The following is a 19,709-nucleotide window of genomic DNA, read 5'->3' on the forward strand; positions in this document are numbered from 1 at the left end:
GGTCAGTGCGCGACGCGACCGCCGACGAGGGTACGGACGACCCGCTCGCGTACGGTCCAGCCGCCGAACGGGTTGTTCCGGGACCGGTTGCGGTGCCGGTCGACGCGGATGGGCCGTGGGACACCCGTCTCGACCACGCACAGGTCGGCGGGTTCCCCCACCCGCACGGGCCGCCCCGCCCGGGGCGCGATCCCGCCGATGCGGGCCGGCACGACGGAGAGCACCTCGGTGAGCCGCGCCCAGTCGACCCGGCCGGTGTCGGGTGCGCGCAGCACCATGGCGACGACGGACAGGGCCGTCTCCAGCCCGGTCAGCCCGAACGCCGAGTCGGCCCACCCGCGCGTCTTCGTCGCCTGCGGGTGCGGCGCGTGATCGGTGGCGACGACGTCGATGGTGCCGTCGGCGAGCGCAGCACGCAGGGCCAGCACGTCGGCGGCGGCCCGTAGCGGCGGGTTGACCTTGAGCGCCCCGCCCGCGCGCAGCGCCGCCTCGTCGTCCAGGACGAGGTGGTGCGGTGTCACCTCACAGGTGACCCGGACGCCCGACCGCTTCGCCTGCCGGATCAGCTCGACCGATCCCGCGGTGGAGAGGTGGCAGACGTGCAGGTGCCCCCCGGTGTCGGCGGCGATCGACAGGTCCCGGTCGACGACGCGTTCCTCGCCGGCCGCCGGCCACGGTGCCGCGCCCGCCCGGGCCGCGACCCGGGCGTTGACGACGCCGGCCCCGCACGCCATGTGCGCCTCGACGGACACCTGCAGCGGCACCCGCCACCGCCTGGCGAGGGTCATGGCGAGTGCGGTCAGCCGGTGGGAGCCGCACACCACGACCAGCCCGGGTGCCCGGTCGGCGAACCGGGCGGCCAGCCTACGGTCGAGGGCCTCGGCACCGAGCTCCGCGCAGTCGGACCGGCCGATGACGCGATCGTCGGTGCGGGCGCTCAGGACCACGGTGCTGGGGACGCCGGCGGCGCTGGCGTCCTCGATGAGGGTCATGAACGAACACACCCCGATCCCCCGGCCGATCGCCAGCAACGGGCCGGCGGTGGCGGGAAGGTCGAAGCCACGGCCCTGGGACATCTCACGCACGACGGTCGTGAGCGACTGCATGCCGCCGGCACCGCTCACGTTCTTCTCGGTGAGATCGCGGACGGCCGGACCGAGGAAGTAGCGCAGATCGATCGGCGACCGGCTGACGAACCGCTGTTCGCGCAGCACGGCGAGGATGCGGTGCATGCTCCCAGTGGGATGTCGAGCGCCAGGTGGAGTTCCTGGAGGGTCATGCCGTCAGGCCGGCCCGACAGCGCCTGGAGGACCTGGAGCGCGCGCACGACGGGTTGCATCCCCCACCCTATGGAGCACACCGCGGCCGGCCGTGCGGGGGTGGCCGGGTCCGCGGCAGGCAGGGCGGCCGACCGCGCACGGCCCAGGCGATCGGACACGGGCCGCAGGAATCCGGACGGACCCATCCGCACCGCTCGGGTCCGTCCGGATTCCTGCGCCACCATCGCAGCCATGGACACCTCCGACCGCGGTGCCGCGCCCTCGACCGACACCCGGGCCGGCGCGGCGCGCCGGCCCGCTCTGCTCCGCCGGTGGCCGAGCCTGCTCGGCCTGGCCGTGGCCACGGTGACGCTGGCGGCCGGGGCCGACCGGGAGGGGCTGTCGATCACGGTCGCCGTCGCCGCCCTGTGCTACCTGGGCGCCGCCGCGCTGGGCCGCCCCTGGGTGGCCTGGGCCGGCGTCGGCGGCGGCGGGATGGTGGTGGTGGCGAGCGAACTGGCGGGGGTGCCGTGGTGGGCCGGCGTGGGCGTCGTCGCGGCGCTGCTGGTCGTCGCCGGCCTGGCCGGCGGGGTGCCGCGCGCACCGCTGGTCGCCCAGGCGGCGGCCCTGCTCGGTTACGGGGGGCTCGCCGTCACCGCCGTCCTCGTCGACCCGCGCGTCGGGCTGGTGCTGGCGGGGCTCGCGCTGGCCGGGCACGGGATCTGGGACGCGGTCCACTACCGGCGCGCCGAGGTCGTGCCCCGGTCGCTGGCGGAGTTCTGCATGCCGCCGTCGCGGGGCCGCCGCAGTGACCCGGTCCACCCGGCGGCGGCGGGCGGACCCCGCCGGATCGCCCAAGATTTACCTGACTAAAGTCAGACACATGGACACGGAGCTTGTCGCGACGGTACGGCGGTTCAACCGGACCGTGACCCAACGGGTGGGTGCGCTGGACGACGCGTACATGGCGCGCGGGCGGCCCCTCGCCCAGGCGCGCCTGCTGTGGGAGATCGGCCCGGACGGCGCCGAGGTCGCGGCGCTGCGGAGCCGACTCGGCCTGGACTCCGGGCACCTCAGCCGGCTCCTGCGCGCCCTGGAGGGCGACGGGCTCGTCACCGTCGCGCCGGCCGGCGGCGACGGCCGCGTCCGGCAGGCCACCCTCACCGACGCCGGCCGGGCCGAGTGGTCCGCGCTCGACGAGCGCTCCGACGCGTTCGCCTGGTCGATCCTCGAACCGCTCACCGGGCCCCGTCGCACCCGGCTCGTCGCGGCGATGGCCGAGGTGGAGCGGCTGCTCGTCGCGTCGATGGTGACCATCGAGCCGTGCCCGCCGGGCGACCCGCGGGCGCGGGTGTGCGTGCGGGCCTACGCCCGCGACGTCGCCCGGCGCTTCGACGACGGCTTCGACCCCGCGCTGAGCAGCCCGCTCGGCGACGACGAGCTGACCCCACCCGCCGGGGTGTTCCTGCTGGCCACCCTCGACGCCGAGCCCGTCGGCTGCGGCGCGGTGAAGCTGCACCCCGGCGCGCCGGCCGAGATCAAACGCGTGTGGGTCTCCGAGGCGGTGCGCGGCCTCGGCGTCGGCCGGCGGCTGCTCGACGAGCTGGAGCGGTACGCCGCCATGCGTGGCTGGACCGCCGTCCGGTTGGACACCAACCGCAACCTCACCGAGGCGCTCGCCCTGTACCGCTCCGCCGGGTACCGCGAGGTCGAGCCGTTCAACACCGAGCGCTACGCCCACCACTGGTTCGAGAAGCGCCTCGTCCCCTGACCGGCCGGGCCGACCGCCCACGCTGTCCGGTAGCCGACCTCCGACCGCCGCGAATCCCCGTACGGTGGGCGCGGGAAACCGGCGGGTGATCCGCCGGAGGACGGGAGCACGATGACCGGCACCCCCCAGTGGCACGCCACCGCCGACGGGACCGAGGACGAGCTGGTCCGTCTGGCGATCCGGGCGGTGGCGCCCGACGAGGAGCCGCTGCTGGCCTTCCTCGCGTCCGCCTACCGGCGCCGTCCGGGCCACTGGCGGCGGGACCCGGCCCGGCTGGTGCGGGTGGGTGGCGGCGAGGCCGGCGGCGGCGGCTTCGACGAGGCCGTCGCGCCGCTGCTGCCGTACGTGCTGGTCCTCACCGGCATCGCGCTGGAGGCCCTGCGCGACGGCGTGCGGGAGCACGCCACCGACGCCGTCCGCGGCGGCCTGCGCACCCTGCGCCTGCGCTGGCGGGCCCGGCGGTCCACCGCGCTCCCCCCGCCGCCGGCGCTGCGGCTGCGGCCCGGGCAGTTGCTGCGCATCGAGGAGGTCGTCACCGCCGCCGCCCGCGACCCGGCCTGGGAGCTGACCGAGGACCAGGTCGCGCTGCTGCGCGACGCGGTGCGCGACGCGTTCGAGCAGCGCTTCGGCGTCGACGGTGGCGATGCCGACGGCGGCTGAGGGCTCCGGGCCGGCCGGCGCGGTCGCGCCCCCGCTGCCCTCGGCCACCCTCGGCCGGTTCGTCGCCGCGGTGACCGCGGTGGTGGGCACGAGCATGTTCGGTTGGCAGACCGTGCTCGTCGACAGGGAGGCCACCCGGCAGCGCGCGGAGTGCCTCGCCGGGCTCAGCGGCCTTCCGGCCCCCGTCGACGTGCGCACGGGCACGGTCAACGAGGAGAGCCTGGCCGCGGTGCAGCAGTGCCTCGGCACCCTGCGGGGGGACTCGCTGCGCCAGATGGCCGTGGGGCTCGCCGTGCTCGCGGCGGCGACCGCCGCCGTCTACCTCGCCGCGCCCTGGTGCGAGCGTTGGCTGCGCGACCTGCGCCGACTCGACCGGGTCCCCGGCACCGGGGCGCTGCGGTCCGCGCTGGCCGGCCTGGTCCGGGAGGCGGGCCTACGCCGGCCGCCGGTGTTCGTGGTGTCCCGGTCCGCCCGGGTCAGCGGCAACACCTTCGACGCCGGTCCCCTGAGGTACGTCCGGCTGGACCTCGGCCTCGTGCACGCCCACCGGACCGCGCCGCCGCTGTTCCGGGCCGTCGTCCTGCACGAGCTGGCCCACGTGCGCAACGCCGACGTCCACCTCACCCGGCTGGCCATCGCCCAGTCCTGGGCGTTCCCCCTGGCCGTCCTCGTCCCGGTCGCGGTCAACTACGTCGGCTCCGTGCCCGTGCGACGGCTGCTCGACGACGGCTGGAGACTCGCCGCCTTCGCGTTGATCGTGCAGGTGTCGGTGTGGTCGGTGCTGCGCGCCCGGGAGTTCGCCGCCGACGCCCGCCTCACCGGCGACGACCGGGCGGCCGCGCGGGCGCTGCTCGCCGCCGACCGCCGCCGGAGCGGCCGGTGGGCCCGCCTCGGCTCGGTGTTCCGGTTCCATCCGCTCGCCCAGGCCCGGGTCGACACGTTGGCACACCCCGGACGCCGGTTCGCCGCCCGCCCGGTCGAGGCGCTCGGCGCGGGCCTCGCCGCCGGGATCGCCGCCGCCGGCACGGTCGCGTCGGTGCTCCTCCGCCCGACGGCCACCGCGACCGTGAGCCGGGACCCCTGTCTGGTCGGGGTGTGGCGGCTCACGGACGGCCGCTACCACCTGCTCGTCGCGGCCGACTCGCTGCTCGGCGGTATGGCCGGCCTCACCCGCGACGCCACCCTCGACCTCGCCAGCGGGGCCGAGGACGGCTCCGCCACCGCCTACCGCGCCGACGGCACGGCGACGGACCTCTACGACCTGACCGCCGCCCGCGGCACGCTCGGCGGAAACCCCGTGCGATACACGCAGCGGGGCGTGCAGACCTACCGCTGGTCGACCGCCGGCGGGCGGTACCGCCAGTACGACCAGGTCGACCCGGGCGTCGAGACGGTGGTAAGGGTCGGTGACCGCGAGGCGGACCTGCCTGTGGGGCCGGAGGAGAACACGGGCACCTACCGCTGCGACGACGACCGGCTGACCGTCCGCCTGGAGTACGACGACGGGGCGTGGAGCGAGGAGTCGTTCGTGCGCAGTCCCGCCTGAGTCGGGACGGGGCTGCGCGGCGGCGGGTCGAGAGGGCGGGCATGGCCGCCCTCATGGAGCCATGGAGCCATGGCATCGACGTGGAGACAGCACGGAGTAGCCTGGCTCCATGTCGGACGAACCCGGGCGCCACCGCCGAGCGCGCGGCGAGATCGAGGAGCTACCCAGCGGGTCACTGCGGGTCCGGGTGTACGCCGGGATCGACCCCGTGTCGAAGCGACGCCGCTATCTCACCCGGACCGTGCCGGCCGGGCCGGGCGCGGCCGAGGCGGCCGAGACGGTGCGGGCCGAGCTGCTCGACACGGCAGGCCGGCAGCGCCGGCCGAGCGTCCGCGCGCAGGCCGGACCGGCGGCGGTCGGTTCGCCGGCCGCCGCGCCCGTGCCGCAGCGGACGGACGGCACGGCGGGCGCCGAGCGGCGCGGGCGCAGGCGGGGGGAACACACGCTCACCACCATCGCCCGCCTCGCCGACGTGTCGGTGCCGACGGTGTCGAAGGTGCTCAACGGGCGGCCGGGGGTCGCCGCCCAGACCCGGTCCCGGGTGGAGGCGCTGCTGCGGGAGCACGGCTACCGCCGGCCGGAGCTGGGCACCCCGAGCGCCATCGTGGACGTGGTCTTCTACGGGATGCAGAGCAACCTGGCGGTGGCGATCATGCACGGGGTGGAGCAGGTCGCCGGCGAGCACCGGCTGGCCGTCGGCTTCACCGACGCCCGGCGGCAGCTGTCGCAGGGGCGCTTCTGGTCCCGCGACCTGCTGGCGCGACGACCGACCGGGGTGATCGCGGTGCACCTCGGCTTCACCAGCGAGCAACACGCCCTGCTGCGGGCGAGCGCGATCCCGTTGGTGGTGCTGGATCCGACGGACGAACTGCCCCTGCACACCGTCCCCTCGGTGACGGCGACGAACTGGAGCGGCGGCTTCGAGGCCGCCCGGCACCTGCTCGACCTGGGCCATCGCCGGATCGCCGTGATCACCGGCCCGACCGAGCGGCTCTGCGCCCGGGCGAGGCTGGACGGGGCCCGGGCGGCGATGGAGGCCGCCGGGGTCGGGCTGGAGCCGAGGCTGCTGCGCACGGGGACCTGGTTCTCCTTCGAGGACGGTCTCAGCCTCGGCCAGGACCTGCTGCGCCTCAACCCGACCCCGACGGCGGTGCTGTGCGGCAACGACCTGCAGGCGCTGGGGGTCTACGAGGCCGCCCGCCTGACCGGCCGACGCATCCCGCAGGATCTCAGCGTCGTGGGCTTCGACGACATCCCGCACACCAGGCTGTGCGGCCCGACGATGACGTCGGTGCAGCAGCCGCTGACGAACATGGGGGCCGCCGCGGCCCGGATGGTGCTGGCCCTGGCCACCAACCAGCGCCTCCCCCAGACCCGCGTCGAGCTGGCGACCACGCTCGTCGTACGCGACAGCACCGCCGCTCCCGGCGCCTGGTGACCGACGCCCCGGGTTCCTCGGAAACCTCTCCTTGTCGTCGCCGACTTGTTTCGGTAGCATCCGAACCGATCGATACCACCCGTCCCATGCGCACAGGCCGCCGAGCACGGCGGCACGGCGAAGAAGGAAGGTGCCCCTCCAGGCCACCCGCCACCGGCTCGGCGCCCGTCCGCGATCCGTGATGACGAACATCACGGTTTGCCGCCGCAGTCCGGCCGTTCTCTCCAGCCCACCCGACACCACCGCCGCGTAGACTCTCGCTGATTTGGCGTTGTCCACGGCGGTATCTCTGCGTGCCCCGAGGTCGATGCCCGACGAAGCATCGGTCCGGCCAACCGGCCCCCCACGGGCCGGACGGGCGCACGGAGAGGTGGGTGGGATGACCGCACGCGGTCCTGCGATGAGGGACGTGGCCCGCCTCGCCGGGGTGTCGCACCAGACCGTGTCGCGCGTCCTCAACGGGCACCCCAACGTCCGGGAACAGACCCGGCTGCGGGTGCAGGCCGCGATCAGCCAGCTCGGCTACCGCCCCAACCGGGCGGCCCGCGCGCTGGTCACCGGGCGGTCCCAGGTGCTGGGCGTCGTGGCGCTCAACACCACGCTCTACGGCCCGGCGTCCCTACTGTCGGCCTTCGAGCTCGCCGCGGCCGAGGCGGGCTTCGCCGTCAGCGTGGGCAGCGTGCGCAACCTGGACCGCGATTCCATCACCGCTGTCGTCGAACGACACCTGGCGCACCGGGTCGCCGGGATCGTGGTGATCGCGCCCGTGGAGTCCGCCGCCGAGGCGTTGGACTGCCTGCCCACCGACATCCCGCTGGTCACCGTCGACGGCGACCCCCGCCGGCCGGAGCCGCTGGTCACCATCGACCAGGTGGAGGGGGGCCGGCTGGCCACCCAGCATCTGCTCGACGCGGGCCACCGGACGGTCTGGCACGTCTCCGGTCCGGGCGACTGGTTCGACAGCGCCGGCCGGATCGCGGGGTGGCGGGAGACGTTGCGGGCGGCGGGGGCGGACGCGCCCCCCGTGTTGCAGGCGGACTGGTCGGCGGCGTCGGGGTACCGCTGCGGGCAGATGCTGGCGCGGACGCCGGGAGTGACCGCCATCTTCACCGCCAACGACGATCTCGCCCTGGGCGTGCTGCACGCGCTGCACGAGCACGGCCGACGGGTGCCGGAGGAGGTCAGCGTCGTCGGCTTCGACGACGTGCCGGACGCGGCCTACTTCATCCCGCCCCTGACCACCGTCCGCCCCGACTTCGACACCGTGGCGAAGGCCAGCCTCACCCTGCTGCTGGCACAGATCGAGTCCGGCGTCGACCGCACGCTGCGGCAGACCGTTTCCCCGACGCTGATCACGCGCAGCAGCGTGGCCCCGCCCCCCGAGTGAGCCCGGTGCCGGCCGTGCCGCGGCGGCGCCCCTCGACCATGGGTTGATAGCGGTAACATCCCGGCCCGCCCGACGGCAAGCCCCCAGCGGCCTGGCCCGCGTCGGCAGCATCAGCCCTCACAGCCGCGCGCGGTGGCCGTCTACCCGCGCAAACGCGCCCACATCGTGGCCGTAAGAACCTCGATATAGTCATCACCTTGAATCAATCCAGGCGTCGAACGTAATATGTCTGCGTCACATGTGAACGTTAACGCGAGCTGTTCCGGTCGGGCCCGGCGGCGTGCCGGGCTCGACGACCTGTCCTCGGGCCGCAGTTCCCCGTCCCTGGCCCGGCACCCCTTGGAGGTCCGATGTCCCTGTCCATCAACCGACGACGGCTGTTGCAGGCCGCCGGCGCGACCGCCGTCGCCTCCGCGGCCGGCACCACGCTCGCCGGCGCGCAACCGGCCGCCGCGGCGCTGGTGGTGCCGCCGGCCCGACCGGACACCGGCGTCTCGGCGTACCCGTTCGAGCTGGGCCAGGTGCGGCTGACCGCCGGCCGCTGGCTGGACAACCAGAACCGGACGCTGAGCTACCTGCGGTTCGTCGACGTCGACCGGCTGCTCTACAACTTCCGCGCCAACCACCGGCTGTCCACCAACGGCGCCGCGTCCAACGGCGGCTGGGACGCTCCGTCGTTCCCGTTCCGCACGCACATGCAGGGGCACTTCCTGACCGCCTGGGCCCAGGCGTACGCGGTCCTCGGCGACACCACCTGCCGGGACAAGGCGAACTACATGGTCGCCGAGCTGGCCAAGTGCCAGGCGAACAACGGCGCGGCCGGGTTCACCGCGGGCTACCTGTCCGGCTTCCCCGAGTCGGACTTCGCGGCGCTGGAGGCGCGCACGCTGTCCAACGGCAACGTGCCCTACTACTGCATCCACAAGACCCTCATCGGCCTGCTGGACGTCTGGCGCTACATCGGCAACACCCAGGCCCGCACCGTTCTGCTGGCCCTGGCCGGCTGGGTCGACACCCGCACGTCCCGGCTGAGCTCCAGCCAGATGCAGAACATGCTGGGCACCGAGTTCGGCGGCATGAACGAGGCGCTGGCCGATCTCTACCAGCACACCGGCGACGGCCGCTGGCTCACCGTCGCCCAGCGGTTCGACCACGCCGCCGTGTTCAACCCGCTCGCCAGCAACTCCGACCAGCTCAACGGGCTGCACGCCAACACGCAGGTGCCCAAGTGGATCGGCGCGGCGCGCGAGTTCAAGGCGACCGGCACCACGCGGTACCGCGACATCGCCAGCAACGCGTGGAACATGACCGTCAACGCGCACACGTACGTCATCGGCGGCAACAGCCAGGCGGAGCACTTCCGCCCGCCCAACGCGATCTCCGGCTATCTCACCAACGACACGTGCGAGCACTGCAACACGGTCAACATGCTGAAGCTGACCCGGGAGCTGTGGCTGATCGACCCCAACCGGGCGGCGTACTTCGACTTCTTCGAGCGCGCGTTGGCCAACCACGTCATCGGCGCCCAGAACCCGGCCGACGGCCACGGCCACGTCACCTACTTCACCCCGCTCAAGCCCGGTGGCCGGCGGGGCGTGGGCCCGGCGTGGGGCGGCGGCACCTGGAGCACCGACTACAACTCGTTCTGGTGCTGCCAGGGCACCGGCCTGGAGGTCAACACCAGGCTGATGGACTCGATCTACTTCTACAACGGCACCACGCTCACCGTGAACCTGTTCGCGCCGTCGACGCTGAACTGGTCCCAGCGCGGCATCACGGTCACCCAGAGCACCACCTACCCGGTCGGCGACACCACCACCCTGAGCCTTTCCGGCACCATGAGCGGCTCGTGGAGCATCCGGGTGCGCATCCCGGCGTGGGCCACCGGCGCGACGATCGCCGTCAACGGCGCGACGCAGAGCGTGGACACCACGCCCGGCAGCTACGCCACGGTCACCCGCACCTGGGCCGCGGGCGACACCGTCACCGTACGGCTGCCGATGCGGGTCGTGCTCTCGCCCGCCAACGACAACGCCGCGGTGGCCGCCGTCACCTACGGCCCGATGGTGCTGGCCGGCAACTACGGCAACACCACCCTGAACGCCCTGCCCTCGCTCAACGCCACGTCGGTCACCCGGACGAGCACCAGCTCGCTCGCGTTCACCGCGACCGCCAACGGCGCCACGGTCAACCTCGCGCCGTTCCAGGACGCGCACGGCTACAACTACACCGTCTACTGGAGCGTCAGCGGCGGCACCGGCACCACCACCCACAAGCTGGTCAACGTCGGCAGCGGCCTGGTGCTCGGCATCCAGAACATGTCCACCGCCGACGGCGGGCTCGCCCTCCAGTGGGGCGACACCGGCACCGCCGACCACAACTGGGTCGTCGTGACCGAGGGCGGCAACGTCAAGTTCCGCAACGTCAACAGCGGCAAGGTCCTCGGCGTCGAGAACATGTCCACCGCCGACAACGCCCGCGTCCTGCAGTGGGCCGACAACGGCACCGCCGACCACCTCTGGACCCTGCTGAGCCAGGGCGACGGCACCTACAAGATCCGCAACGTCAACAGCGGCAAGCTGCTCGGCATCCTCAATGGCTCCACGGCCCAGGGGGCACAGGCCGTACAGGATTCCGACAACGGCAGCGCCGACAACCGCTGGCGGCTCGTCGCCAACGGCTAGGTCCCGCCCGCAGATCGTGAGCGGGTCGCGCCGGTGGCGTCGTCGCCGGCGTGGCCCGCTCCCCCACGCGCGGTGCGGGCTGGTCGGACCTCTCCGGCCCGACGGTGCGCCCCGGCGCCGACGGTCCGCTTCCTGTCGGCCTGCGCCACTACGATGGCCGCCGTGCAGTTCGGGGTGCTCGGGCCGCTCGCCGTCACCACCGACGCCGGCGAGCCGGTCCTGGTGCCCGGCGCGAAGGTCCGGGTGCTGCTGGCCGTCCTGCTGACCAACCGCAACCGGGTGGTGTCGGCGGACCGCCTGATCGACGACGTCTGGGGCTCGCACGCGCCGGCCAACCCGGGCGGCGCGCTGCAGGTGCGGGTGTCCCAGTTGCGCCGGGCGCTCGACGACGCCGAGCCGGGCGCCCGCGGCCTGGTCGAGTCCCGCCCGCCCGGCTACCTGCTGCGCACCCGGGCGGTGGACGCCGACCGGTTCGCCGAGCTGGCCGCGTCGACCGACGTCGAACGGCTGGCCGCCGCGCTCGCGCTGTGGCGCGGCGACGCGTACGCCGACGTGGCCGACGCCGGGTTCGTCCACGCCGAGGTGACCCGGCTGGCCGAGCAGCGCCTCGCCGTGCACGAGCGGCTCGCCGCCGCCCGCCTGGCCCGGGGCGAGCACGACCTCGTCGCCGCCGACCTCGCGGAGCTGGTGACCCGGCATCCGCTGCGGGAGGGCCTGCGGGCGTTGCAGCTGCGCGCGTTGTACGCGGCGGGCCGGCAGTCCGAAGCCCTGGACAGCTACGCCGACCTGCGCGACCGGCTCGCCACGGAGCTGGGGCTCGACCCGGGGCCGGAGCTGGTCGCCCTGCACCGCCGGATCCTCGCCCAGGATTCCGGGCTGAGCGCGCCGCCGCGCGCCGCGATCGTGCGCCACAGCCTGCCGGCTCGGCTCGACGAGCTGGTCGGGCGGGCCGGGGCCCTGGCGGAGCTGCGCGCCGTGCTGCCGGGGCGGCGCCTGGTCACGCTGGTCGGGCCGGGTGGCGTCGGTAAGACCCGGCTGGCCACCGAGGTGGCCCGCGAGCCGGCCGGGCCCGACGGCGGCTGCCTGGTCGAGCTGGCCCCGCTGCCGGCCGGTGACCCGCGCGTCGCCGACCGGGTGCTCGACGCGCTGGGCCTGCGGGAGCCGCCGGGCGCCGCCATCCCGGCCGCCGACCGGCTCTGCGCCGCGCTGCGGCACCGGCGGGTGCTGCTCGTGCTCGACAACTGTGAGCACGTGGTCGACGCGGTCGCCACGCTGGTGGCCCGGCTGCTGCGAGACGCGCCCGCGGTCACGGTGCTGGCCACCAGCAGGGAACCCCTCGGCCTGACCGGCGAGCTGCTGTGGGAGGTGCCGCCGCTGGCCCTGCCCGAGGACGACGGCGACGTCGACGCGGTCCGGCGCTCGGCGGCGGCCCGGCTGTTCGCCGTCCGGGCCGCCGCGCGGCAGCGCGGATTCCGCCTCGACGAGCGGACCGCACCGGCCGTGGCTCAGCTCTGTCGTCGGCTGGACGGCCTGCCGTTGGCCCTCGAACTGGCCGCGACCCGGGTGCGCGCGCTCGGCCTGTGGGGCGTCGTGGACCGCCTCGACGACCGGTTCCGGCTGCTCACCACGCAGCAGCGCGACGTGCCGGCGCGGCAGCGCACGCTGGCGGCGGTGATCGGCTGGAGCTGGGACCTGCTGGCCGAGGCCGACCGGCGCGTGCTGGCCCGGCTCGTCGTGTTCCGCGACGGCTGCCCGGCGGAGGCGGCCGAACGGGTGTGCGGGGCCGACGTCGACACGCTGACCCGGCTGGTGGACCGCTCGCTGGTGGTGCTGGACGAGACGCCCGACGGCCCGCGCTACCGGCTGCTCGAGTCCGTCGCCGCGTTCTGCGCCGAGCGGCTCACGGACGCCGACGACGTCCGGGCGCGGCATGCGGCGTACTACACGGAGTTGGCCGAGCGCGCGGACCCGCAACTGCGCGGCGCCGACCAGCGGCGGTGGCTGTTCCGGCTCGACGCCGAGGCCGGCAACCTGGCGGGGGCGCTGACGCACGGCGGCGGGCTGCGCCTGGCCACGGCCCTGAGCTGGTACTGGTTCCTGCGGGGCAGGCTGACCGAGGCGGGGCGGGCGCTGGCGGCGCGCGGCGAGCCGGCGGAGGAGGCCCGCGCCGCGCCGTGGCGGGTCGGCTTCGCGCTGTTGCGGGGCGAGCCGATCGTGCCGGGCGAGGTCCGCGCCGCGCTGGCCGGCGCGGTCGACGGCCGGGCGGCGTGGTTCGTCGCGCACGCGCTGATCGACCGCAGCGAGCTGGCGTTGGCGGCGGAGCTGCTGCCCGTCGCCTGCGCCGACCCCTGGGTCGAGGCCGCGGTGCTCTGCTCCCGGGCCAAGCTGGCGCACGCCACCGGTGATCTCGCCGCGCTGGAACGCGCCGGGGGCCGCAGCGCGGCGCTGTTCGCCGCGATCGGCGACCGGTGGGGCCGGTTGCAGGCCACCGACTGGGTGGGCGGCCTGGCCGAGATGCGCGGCGAGCACGAGCGCGCGGCCGCCCTGCACCGGGAGGGGCTGCGCTGGGCCGAGGAGCTGTCCCTGCGGCCGGAGGTGGGCAGCAAGCTGTCCTGGCTCGCGTGGCTCGCGGTGCAGACCGGCGACCACGGGCGCGCCCGGGAGCTGGCCGGGCGCGCGTACGCGCTGGCGGCGGAGCAGGACGCCCCGGCCGCGCTGGTCTTCGCGGAGACCAGCCTCGGCATCGCCGCCCGCCGGGCGGGCGACCTGGGCGTGGCCACCGGTCACCTGACGCGCGTCGCCGAGCGGGGTCGCCGCGAGGCGCGGCCCGCGCTCTACCTGCCGATGGTGCTCGTCGAGCTGGGCTACGCCGCCGAGCAGGGCGGTGACCGGGCCGCCGGGCTGGCCCTGCACCTGGAGGCGTTCGACGCCGCGCGGGCGATGGGTTCACCCCGGGACGCCGCCGCCGCCCTGGAGGGGATGGCGTCGGCGGCGGGGCCGCCCGAGGTCGCCGCCGCGCTGCTGGGGGCCGCCGCCGCTGCCCGGCTGGCCGCGCAGGCCCCGGCCGCGCCGACGGAGCGCGCCGAGACCGACCGGGTGGCCGGGCGCCTCGCCGCCACGCTCGGGCGGGAGCGCTTCGACGCGCTGTTCGCCGAGGGCGGGCGGCTGGGCCCGGACGAGGCCCGAGCCCGGGCCGGGGCCGGGGCGGCCGTCACCCGACCGGCCCTGGCCGGTACGAGGCGATGACCACGCCGCTCTTCATGACCCTGGTGTCGATCAGCTCGAACGACGTCGTGAAGTCGGCCAGGGGCGTCGTCATGCTGGCGCCGCCGGTGAGGACGGGGTGGATCCAGAACCGCACCTCGTCCACCAGGCCCGCCCTGACCAGTTGCGCGGTGACCGAGCCGAAGCCGTACTGGATGATGTCCCTGCCCTCCTGGGCCTTGAGCTTGCGGACCTCCGCCACCAGGTCGCCCCGGAGCACCCGGGTGTTGTTCCAGGTGGGGTCGGTCAGCGTGGTCGAGGCGACATACTTGCGGACGTTGTTGAAGTAGGCGGCGCCGGTGGTCGGGTCGCTCTCGTCCTGGGCCGGCCAGGCGACGGACATGCCGTCGTACGTGACGCGGCCCATCAGCACCGCGTCGGCGGCGTCGGTCTGCGCCCCGGCGAAGGCGCTGGCCTCGTCGTCGAAGTACGGCATGGTCCACATGGGATTCTCGATCACGCCGTCGAGGGTGACGTAGGTCGAGTTGATCAGCTTGCGCATCGGGGCTCCCGTGTCGGTGGCGCTCGTGGTGACACCGACACCCTGCCGGATCCCGCTTACGGTTCGCTTCAGGTCCGCGCGCGGGGGCGACGCGTTCATTGACAGGCATGAGAACCCGGGCTACGGTGCGCCAGGAAAGCGCTTTCACGCACGGCATCCGCCGACCTCCCCACCCCGTCCCCCGGAGGTTCCTCCACCATGCGCAGAAGCCGCCGACGGTCCCTGCTCGCCGTCGCCACCGCAGCACTCACCACCGTCCTGCTCGGCCTGACCCAGCTCGGCGGCGCCCAGTCCGCGTACGCCGCCACGCTGTTCAGCGACGACTTCGCCGACGGCGACACCGCCGGCTGGTCGAAGTCCGGCGGGACCTGGTCGGTCGTCGCCGACGACAGCCCCGCCCTGCAACAGGCCAAGGCCGACACCGACAACGCGCGCCTGTTCGCCGGCACGTCGTCCTGGGCCGACTACGCCGTCCAGGCCCGGGTCAAGGCCCTGACCCTGCCGGCCGACGGGGCCGTGGCCCTGCTCGCCCGGGCCTCCGGCTCGACCACCTACTACCGGCTGGCCCTGCTGCCCGGCAACCAGGTCCGGCTGGAGGCGGTACGCAGCGGCGCGGCGACCACCCTGGGCACGCTCTCCCGGACCGTCGCCACCGGCGCCTGGTACACCCTGCGCATCGAGGCCGCCGGGTCGACCGTGCGCGGGTGGGTCGACGGCGTCCAGGTCGGCTCCGGCACCGGCAGCATCGCCGCCGGCCGCATCGGCGTGCAGACCCGCTACGCCACCGCCCGCTACGACGACGTGACGGTCACCAGCGGCACCACCACCCCCACCACGCCACCGACCGGCACGCCACCGACGACCACACCCCCCGCCTCGCCGACCCCGACGCCCACCGGCACCCCGCCGGCCACCGGCACGGTGGTCGTCGCCAAGGACGGCAGCGGCACCTACACCAGCGTGCAGGCGGCGGTGAACGCCGTGCCCGCCGGCAACACCATCGGACGCACCATCGTCATCCGGCCCGGCACCTACCGGGAACTGGTCACCATCCCCGCCGACAAGCCCCACCTCACCCTCGTCGGCTCCACCGGCGACGCCCGCGACGTGGTCATCACCTACGACAACGCCTCGGGAACCCCGAAGCCGGACGGCGGCACCTACGGCACCTCGGGCAGCGCCTCGGTGACCATCGACGGCAGCGACTTCACCGCCCGGCACCTGACCTTCGCCAACAGCTTCGACGAGGCCGCGCACGACTACAGCGCCGAGCAGGCCGTCGCCGTGCTCACCCGCGCCGACCGGCTGGTCTTCGACAACGTCCGGTTCCTCGGCAACCAGGACACCCTCTACCACAACAGCGCCAACAGCAGCACCATCGGCCGCGCGTACTTCCGCAACTGCTACGTCGAGGGCGACGTCGACTTCATCTTCGGCCGGGGCACCGGCGTCTTCGACCGCTGCGAGATCAGGTCGCTCGACCGCGGGTCGTCGAGCAACAACGGGTACGTCACCGCGCCGTCCACGATGATCAGCAACCCGTACGGCTTCCTGTTCGTCGGCTGCACCCTGACCACCGACTCGGCCGCCGCCCAGAGCGTGCACCTCGGCCGGCCGTGGCACCCCAGCGGCGACGTCAACGCGATCGGCCAGGTCGTGTTCCGCGACAGCGTCCTCGGGGCACACGTCAAGGACTCCCCGTGGACCGACATGTCCGGGTTCTCGTGGCGCGACGCCCGGTTCTTCGAGTACCGCAACAGCGGCCCCGGCGCGACGGTCACCGCCGACCGCCCGCAGCTCACCGACGCCCAGGCGCCCACCTACACCGCGCAGCGCTACCTGGCCGGCTCGGACGGCTGGAACCCGATCCACTGACCGGCCCCGGTACGCGGGGGCGGCGGGACCACGCACCACCCCCGCGTACCGGCGGGTAACCTCCCGCCATGACGCACGAACGCGAGATCACCGCCCCCGTCGACCTCTGCCTGCCCGACGGCCGGCTCGACCCGGCGGCGGTCGGCTGGACCCGCCGCCCCCTGCACCGGGCGAACCTGCGGGGCTGGGGGCGGACCAAGCGCTGGGAGTACTGGGGCGTCGTCACCCCCGCCCACGTGATCGGGGTCGTCGTGTCGTCGCTGGACTACGCCGGCGTGCACAGCGTCTACGTGCTCGACCGGGCCACCGGCGAGGAGGTCAACACCGAGGCGGTGGTGCCGCTGGCCCGCGGGGTGACGCTGCCCGAACGCAGCGGCGTCGGCCCCGTCACCGCGCGCGGGCCGGTGACCGTCACCGTCGACCAGCGCCCCGACGGGACCACCCTGCGCGCCACCGCCGGCGACGTCGAGGTCGACCTGGCCATGCCGCTGCCCGCCGGCCACGAGTCGCTCGGGATCGTCGTGCCGTGGGGCCAACGACGGTTCCAGTACACCGTCAAGGACGTCGGGCGGCCCGTGCACGGCCGGCTGCGCGTCGGCGGGACGTGGCACGACGTCCCCGCCGACGACTCGTTCGCCGTGCTCGACCACGGCCGCGGCCGGTGGCCGTACTCGATCGCCTGGAACTGGGCGGCGGGCAGCGGACCCGGCCGGGCCATCCAGCTCGGCGGAAAGTGGACCGACGGCACCGGCAGCACCGAGAACGGGCTGTTCGTCGCCGGCCGGCTCCACAAGATCGGCGACGAGCTGCGCTGGACGTACGACCGGTCCGACTGGCTACGCCCGTGGCGCATCACCGGCGACCGGGTGGACGTGACGCTGCACCCGTTCCACGAGCGGGCCGCCCGCACCAACCTCGGCGTGGTGGCCAACGAGACGCACCAGTGCTTCGGGCACTTCACCGGCTGGGCGGCCACCGACGACGGCGAGCGGGTCGACCTCGACGGGCTCGTCGGCTGGGCCGAGGAGGCCCGCAACCGCTGGTAGCCGCGCCTGCCCCGCACCGCGCCCACGTCCCGTTCAGCGCAGCAGGCGCACCGCGCCCGGCACGGCGGTCACCGTCACCGGCAGGTCGAGGCACCGCTCCCCGTCGGCGTACGTGGTGATCCCCTCGGCGGCCAGCTCCACCGTGCGGGCCCGGTGGCTGCTCACCAGCGGGTGCCGCACGTGGGTGCCCCGGTAGATGCGCGGCTTCACCCGGATCAGGGTGCGCCGGTCGAACCGGCCGCCGACCACCACGTCCAGCAGGCCGTCCGTCGGGTCCGCGTCGGGGCAGATCCGCATGCCGCCGCCGTAGCTGGCGCAGTTGCCGACCGCCACCAGCACCGCGTCGCACTCCAACGGCTCGCCGTCGAGCCGCAGGGTGTAGCGGCGCGGGCGCAGCCGGGCCAGCTCCACCAGGATCGCCAGGTCGTAGCGGCGGGGGCCGCGCGGGCGGCGCATCCGGTTGGCCCGCTCGTTGACGATCGCGTCGAAGCCGGCGGCGAGCACCGCCCCGTACCACCGGGTGTCGCCGCCGGGGCCGGTCAGCCGGGCCAGGTCCACCGGCCGGGTCCGGCCCTCGCGCAGCGCGGCGGCGACGGTCTCGACGGCGGCGAGCGGATCGGCGGGGAAGCCGGTGTCGGCGGCGAAGTCGTTGCCGGTGCCGGCCGGCACCGCAGCGAACGGCACCCCCGTGCCGGCCACCGCCTGCAGGCCCCGGTGCACCGTGCCGTCGCCGCCGACGGTGACCAGGGCGGCGGCCCCGGCGGCGACGGCGGCCCGGCACGCCGCCTCGGCCTGCGCGCCCGTGCCCGCCTCCAGCAGCCGCACCGGACGGCCGGCCGTCGCCAGCCGGTCCAGCAGGCGCGGCAGCAGGCCCCGGTGCCGCCCGCGCCCGGCCGTGGGGTTGGCGAGCACGGCGACGGGACCGTCGGGACGCGGCCCGGGGGCGGGGTGGTCGGCTGCGGTCACGGCGAGCACCGTACCGCCCGCTCGCCCGCCCCGGCACCGGCCTGCCGGCCCGCCCGGAGCGGCCCTCGCGTCGGGCCGGCGGGAATCGTCGCCGAAGCAATCTGCCGCCGCGTTGAACGACCGGCGGGCCAACCCCGTACGTTCCGGTGAAGGGAGCTGCCCCATGAAGCGCATGACCCCGCTGCTGACGCTGGTGACCGGAGCCGGAATGGCGGCCGTGCTGTTCGCGATGAGCGCGCAGGCGGCACCGACGGCCGCACCGCCGAAGGTGGACGCCGCGCCCCCGGCCAGCGCCGCCGACGCGCCGCCGGCGCCGTCCGGGAGCCAACCGCCCGAGCTGTCCCCGGGTGCCTCGGCGCCCCCGGCGGCGGCCCCCGGCGCGACGGACGTCCCGGCCGCCGGGACGCCCGAACAGAAGGTGGACGCGAGCTGGACCGGCCGCCTGAACAACGGCGCCACCATCGCCATCACCTCCCGCGACGGCGCCGCCGAGGCGTACGTCTGCGACGGCAAGGACATGGAGCTGTGGCTGCGCGGCACGGCCACCGACGGCAAGCTCGCCCTCGACGGCAAGGACGCCACGCTCACCGGGACGTTCGACGGCTCCGAGGCGACCGGCAAGCTGACCATCGGCGGCGACACGACCACGTTCACCGCGAAGGCCACGGCGGGAACCGCCCCCGTGGTCTACCGGGCGACCCCGCAGCTGCGGGACGCCGGGGTCGACGGCGGCTGGATCCTGCGGCCCGACGGCACCCAGATCGGCGTGCTCACCTGGAACGGCCGGCCGATCCCGGCGCCGCCGCTGGACCCCGCGTTCGGCACCACGATCGTCGAGGGGCTGACCGTCACCGCCCGGCCGGTGATCCCCGCGCCGGAGCCCGGCCGGTGACCAGCGGCGACTGGCGCGCCGGCACGGACGTCGCCCCGGCCGGCGACGCCTGGGACAGCGGCACGAAGGCCGCGCCCCGCGTCGACTGGGACACCCCGCCCGAGGTCGACGTGTGGGGCGGCGACGCGGACAGCGCGCCCCGGGACGGCGCCTGGGACGGCGGGAACGACGACGGCCCACGGGCCGGCGGGTGGATCGGCGACGCCGGCGACGCGCCCCGCGCCGGCAGGCCGGGCCGCGACGACGCCCCCCGCGCCGGGGCGTGGGACGCCGGCCCGGACACCGGGCCGGAGGTCGACGTGTGGGGCACCGGGACGGGTGCCCGCCCCGGTGGCGACCGGTGGGACGCCAGCCGCAAGAAGGTTCGGCCCGAGGTCGACACCTGGCGCGCCGGCCGCGACGGTGGGCCGGACGCCGAC

Annotated in this window: 15 protein-coding genes; 11 read left to right on the forward strand and 4 right to left on the reverse strand. The window is 75.3% G+C overall.

Annotation, left to right across the window (positions count from 1 at the left end; all coding sequences use genetic code 11):
* Nucleotides 1-2 precede the first annotated feature (2 nt).
* Complete coding sequence (locus tag GA0070558_RS16270; protein ID WP_091280635.1) at nt 3-1,232, reverse strand: amidohydrolase family protein; 1,230 nt, start codon at nt 1,230-1,232, stop codon at nt 3-5.
* Nucleotides 1,121-1,513, reverse strand: a complete 393-nt coding sequence (locus tag GA0070558_RS34990; protein ID WP_141722225.1) for a helix-turn-helix domain-containing protein — start codon at nt 1,511-1,513, stop codon at nt 1,121-1,123. The genes GA0070558_RS16270 and GA0070558_RS34990 overlap by 112 nt, the downstream gene beginning before the upstream one ends.
* Between GA0070558_RS34990 and GA0070558_RS16275 the strand changes: the two genes are divergently transcribed.
* From GA0070558_RS16275 to GA0070558_RS16310, 8 genes are all read left to right on the forward strand, one after another.
* The gene (locus GA0070558_RS16275; protein ID WP_176734231.1) at nt 1,512-2,132 is read left to right on the forward strand and encodes a hypothetical protein; all 621 of its coding nucleotides are present in this window, start codon (nt 1,512-1,514) and stop codon (nt 2,130-2,132) included. The two genes, GA0070558_RS34990 and GA0070558_RS16275, sit on opposite strands and share 2 nt — an antisense overlap.
* Nucleotides 2,133-2,142: 10 nt before the next feature.
* The gene (locus GA0070558_RS16280; RefSeq protein WP_091280638.1) at nt 2,143-3,030 is read left to right on the forward strand and encodes a bifunctional helix-turn-helix transcriptional regulator/GNAT family N-acetyltransferase; all 888 of its coding nucleotides are present in this window, start codon (nt 2,143-2,145) and stop codon (nt 3,028-3,030) included.
* A gap of 111 nt (nt 3,031-3,141) precedes the next feature.
* The gene (locus tag GA0070558_RS16285; RefSeq protein WP_091280641.1) at nt 3,142-3,690 is read left to right on the forward strand and encodes a hypothetical protein; all 549 of its coding nucleotides are present in this window, start codon (nt 3,142-3,144) and stop codon (nt 3,688-3,690) included.
* The gene (locus tag GA0070558_RS16290; RefSeq protein ID WP_218107004.1) at nt 3,674-5,236 is read left to right on the forward strand and encodes a M48 family metalloprotease; all 1,563 of its coding nucleotides are present in this window, start codon (nt 3,674-3,676) and stop codon (nt 5,234-5,236) included. Before GA0070558_RS16285 ends, GA0070558_RS16290 begins: the two co-directional genes overlap by 17 nt.
* A gap of 109 nt (nt 5,237-5,345) precedes the next feature.
* On the forward strand, nt 5,346-6,674 hold the full coding sequence (locus GA0070558_RS16295; protein ID WP_091280644.1) for a LacI family DNA-binding transcriptional regulator: 1,329 nt from the start codon (nt 5,346-5,348) through the stop codon (nt 6,672-6,674).
* Nucleotides 6,675-7,053: 379 nt separating this feature from the next.
* Entirely contained in the window at nt 7,054-8,061 is a 1,008-nt protein-coding gene (locus GA0070558_RS16300; protein WP_091280647.1) for a LacI family DNA-binding transcriptional regulator, read from the forward strand.
* A gap of 350 nt (nt 8,062-8,411) precedes the next feature.
* Complete coding sequence (locus GA0070558_RS16305; protein WP_091280650.1) at nt 8,412-10,745, forward strand: beta-L-arabinofuranosidase domain-containing protein; 2,334 nt, start codon at nt 8,412-8,414, stop codon at nt 10,743-10,745.
* Between the two features lie 162 nt (nt 10,746-10,907).
* Nucleotides 10,908-13,991, forward strand: coding sequence for an AfsR/SARP family transcriptional regulator (locus GA0070558_RS16310; protein ID WP_091280807.1), 3,084 nt, complete (start codon nt 10,908-10,910; stop codon nt 13,989-13,991).
* Here the strand turns inward: GA0070558_RS16310 and GA0070558_RS16315 are convergent.
* Nucleotides 13,957-14,511: a dihydrofolate reductase family protein gene (locus tag GA0070558_RS16315; RefSeq protein ID WP_077939999.1), complete on the reverse strand. Its 555-nt coding sequence runs from the start codon at nt 14,509-14,511 to the stop codon at nt 13,957-13,959. The two genes, GA0070558_RS16310 and GA0070558_RS16315, sit on opposite strands and share 35 nt — an antisense overlap.
* A gap of 198 nt (nt 14,512-14,709) precedes the next feature.
* Between GA0070558_RS16315 and GA0070558_RS33850 the strand changes: the two genes are divergently transcribed.
* Both GA0070558_RS33850 and GA0070558_RS16325 read left to right on the forward strand, forming a co-directional pair.
* Nucleotides 14,710-16,386, forward strand: coding sequence for a pectinesterase family protein (locus tag GA0070558_RS33850; RefSeq protein WP_091280654.1), 1,677 nt, complete (start codon nt 14,710-14,712; stop codon nt 16,384-16,386).
* Nucleotides 16,387-16,454: 68 nt separating this feature from the next.
* Nucleotides 16,455-17,432: a DUF2804 domain-containing protein gene (locus GA0070558_RS16325; protein ID WP_091280658.1), complete on the forward strand. Its 978-nt coding sequence runs from the start codon at nt 16,455-16,457 to the stop codon at nt 17,430-17,432.
* Nucleotides 17,433-17,465: 33 nt separating this feature from the next.
* Here GA0070558_RS16325 and GA0070558_RS16330 read toward each other — a convergent pair whose 3' ends face one another.
* Entirely contained in the window at nt 17,466-18,407 is a 942-nt protein-coding gene (locus GA0070558_RS16330; RefSeq protein ID WP_091280662.1) for a diacylglycerol kinase family protein, read from the reverse strand.
* 154 nt (nt 18,408-18,561) lie between these two features.
* Here GA0070558_RS16330 and GA0070558_RS16335 point away from each other — a divergent pair, with 154 nt between their 5' ends.
* Nucleotides 18,562-19,290, forward strand: a complete 729-nt coding sequence (locus GA0070558_RS16335) for a hypothetical protein (RefSeq protein ID WP_077939996.1) — start codon at nt 18,562-18,564, stop codon at nt 19,288-19,290.
* The last annotated feature ends 419 nt before the right edge of the window (nt 19,291-19,709 follow it).

This window comes from Micromonospora haikouensis (assembly GCF_900091595.1).
Taxonomy (GTDB): Bacteria; Actinomycetota; Actinomycetes; order Mycobacteriales; family Micromonosporaceae; genus Micromonospora; species Micromonospora haikouensis.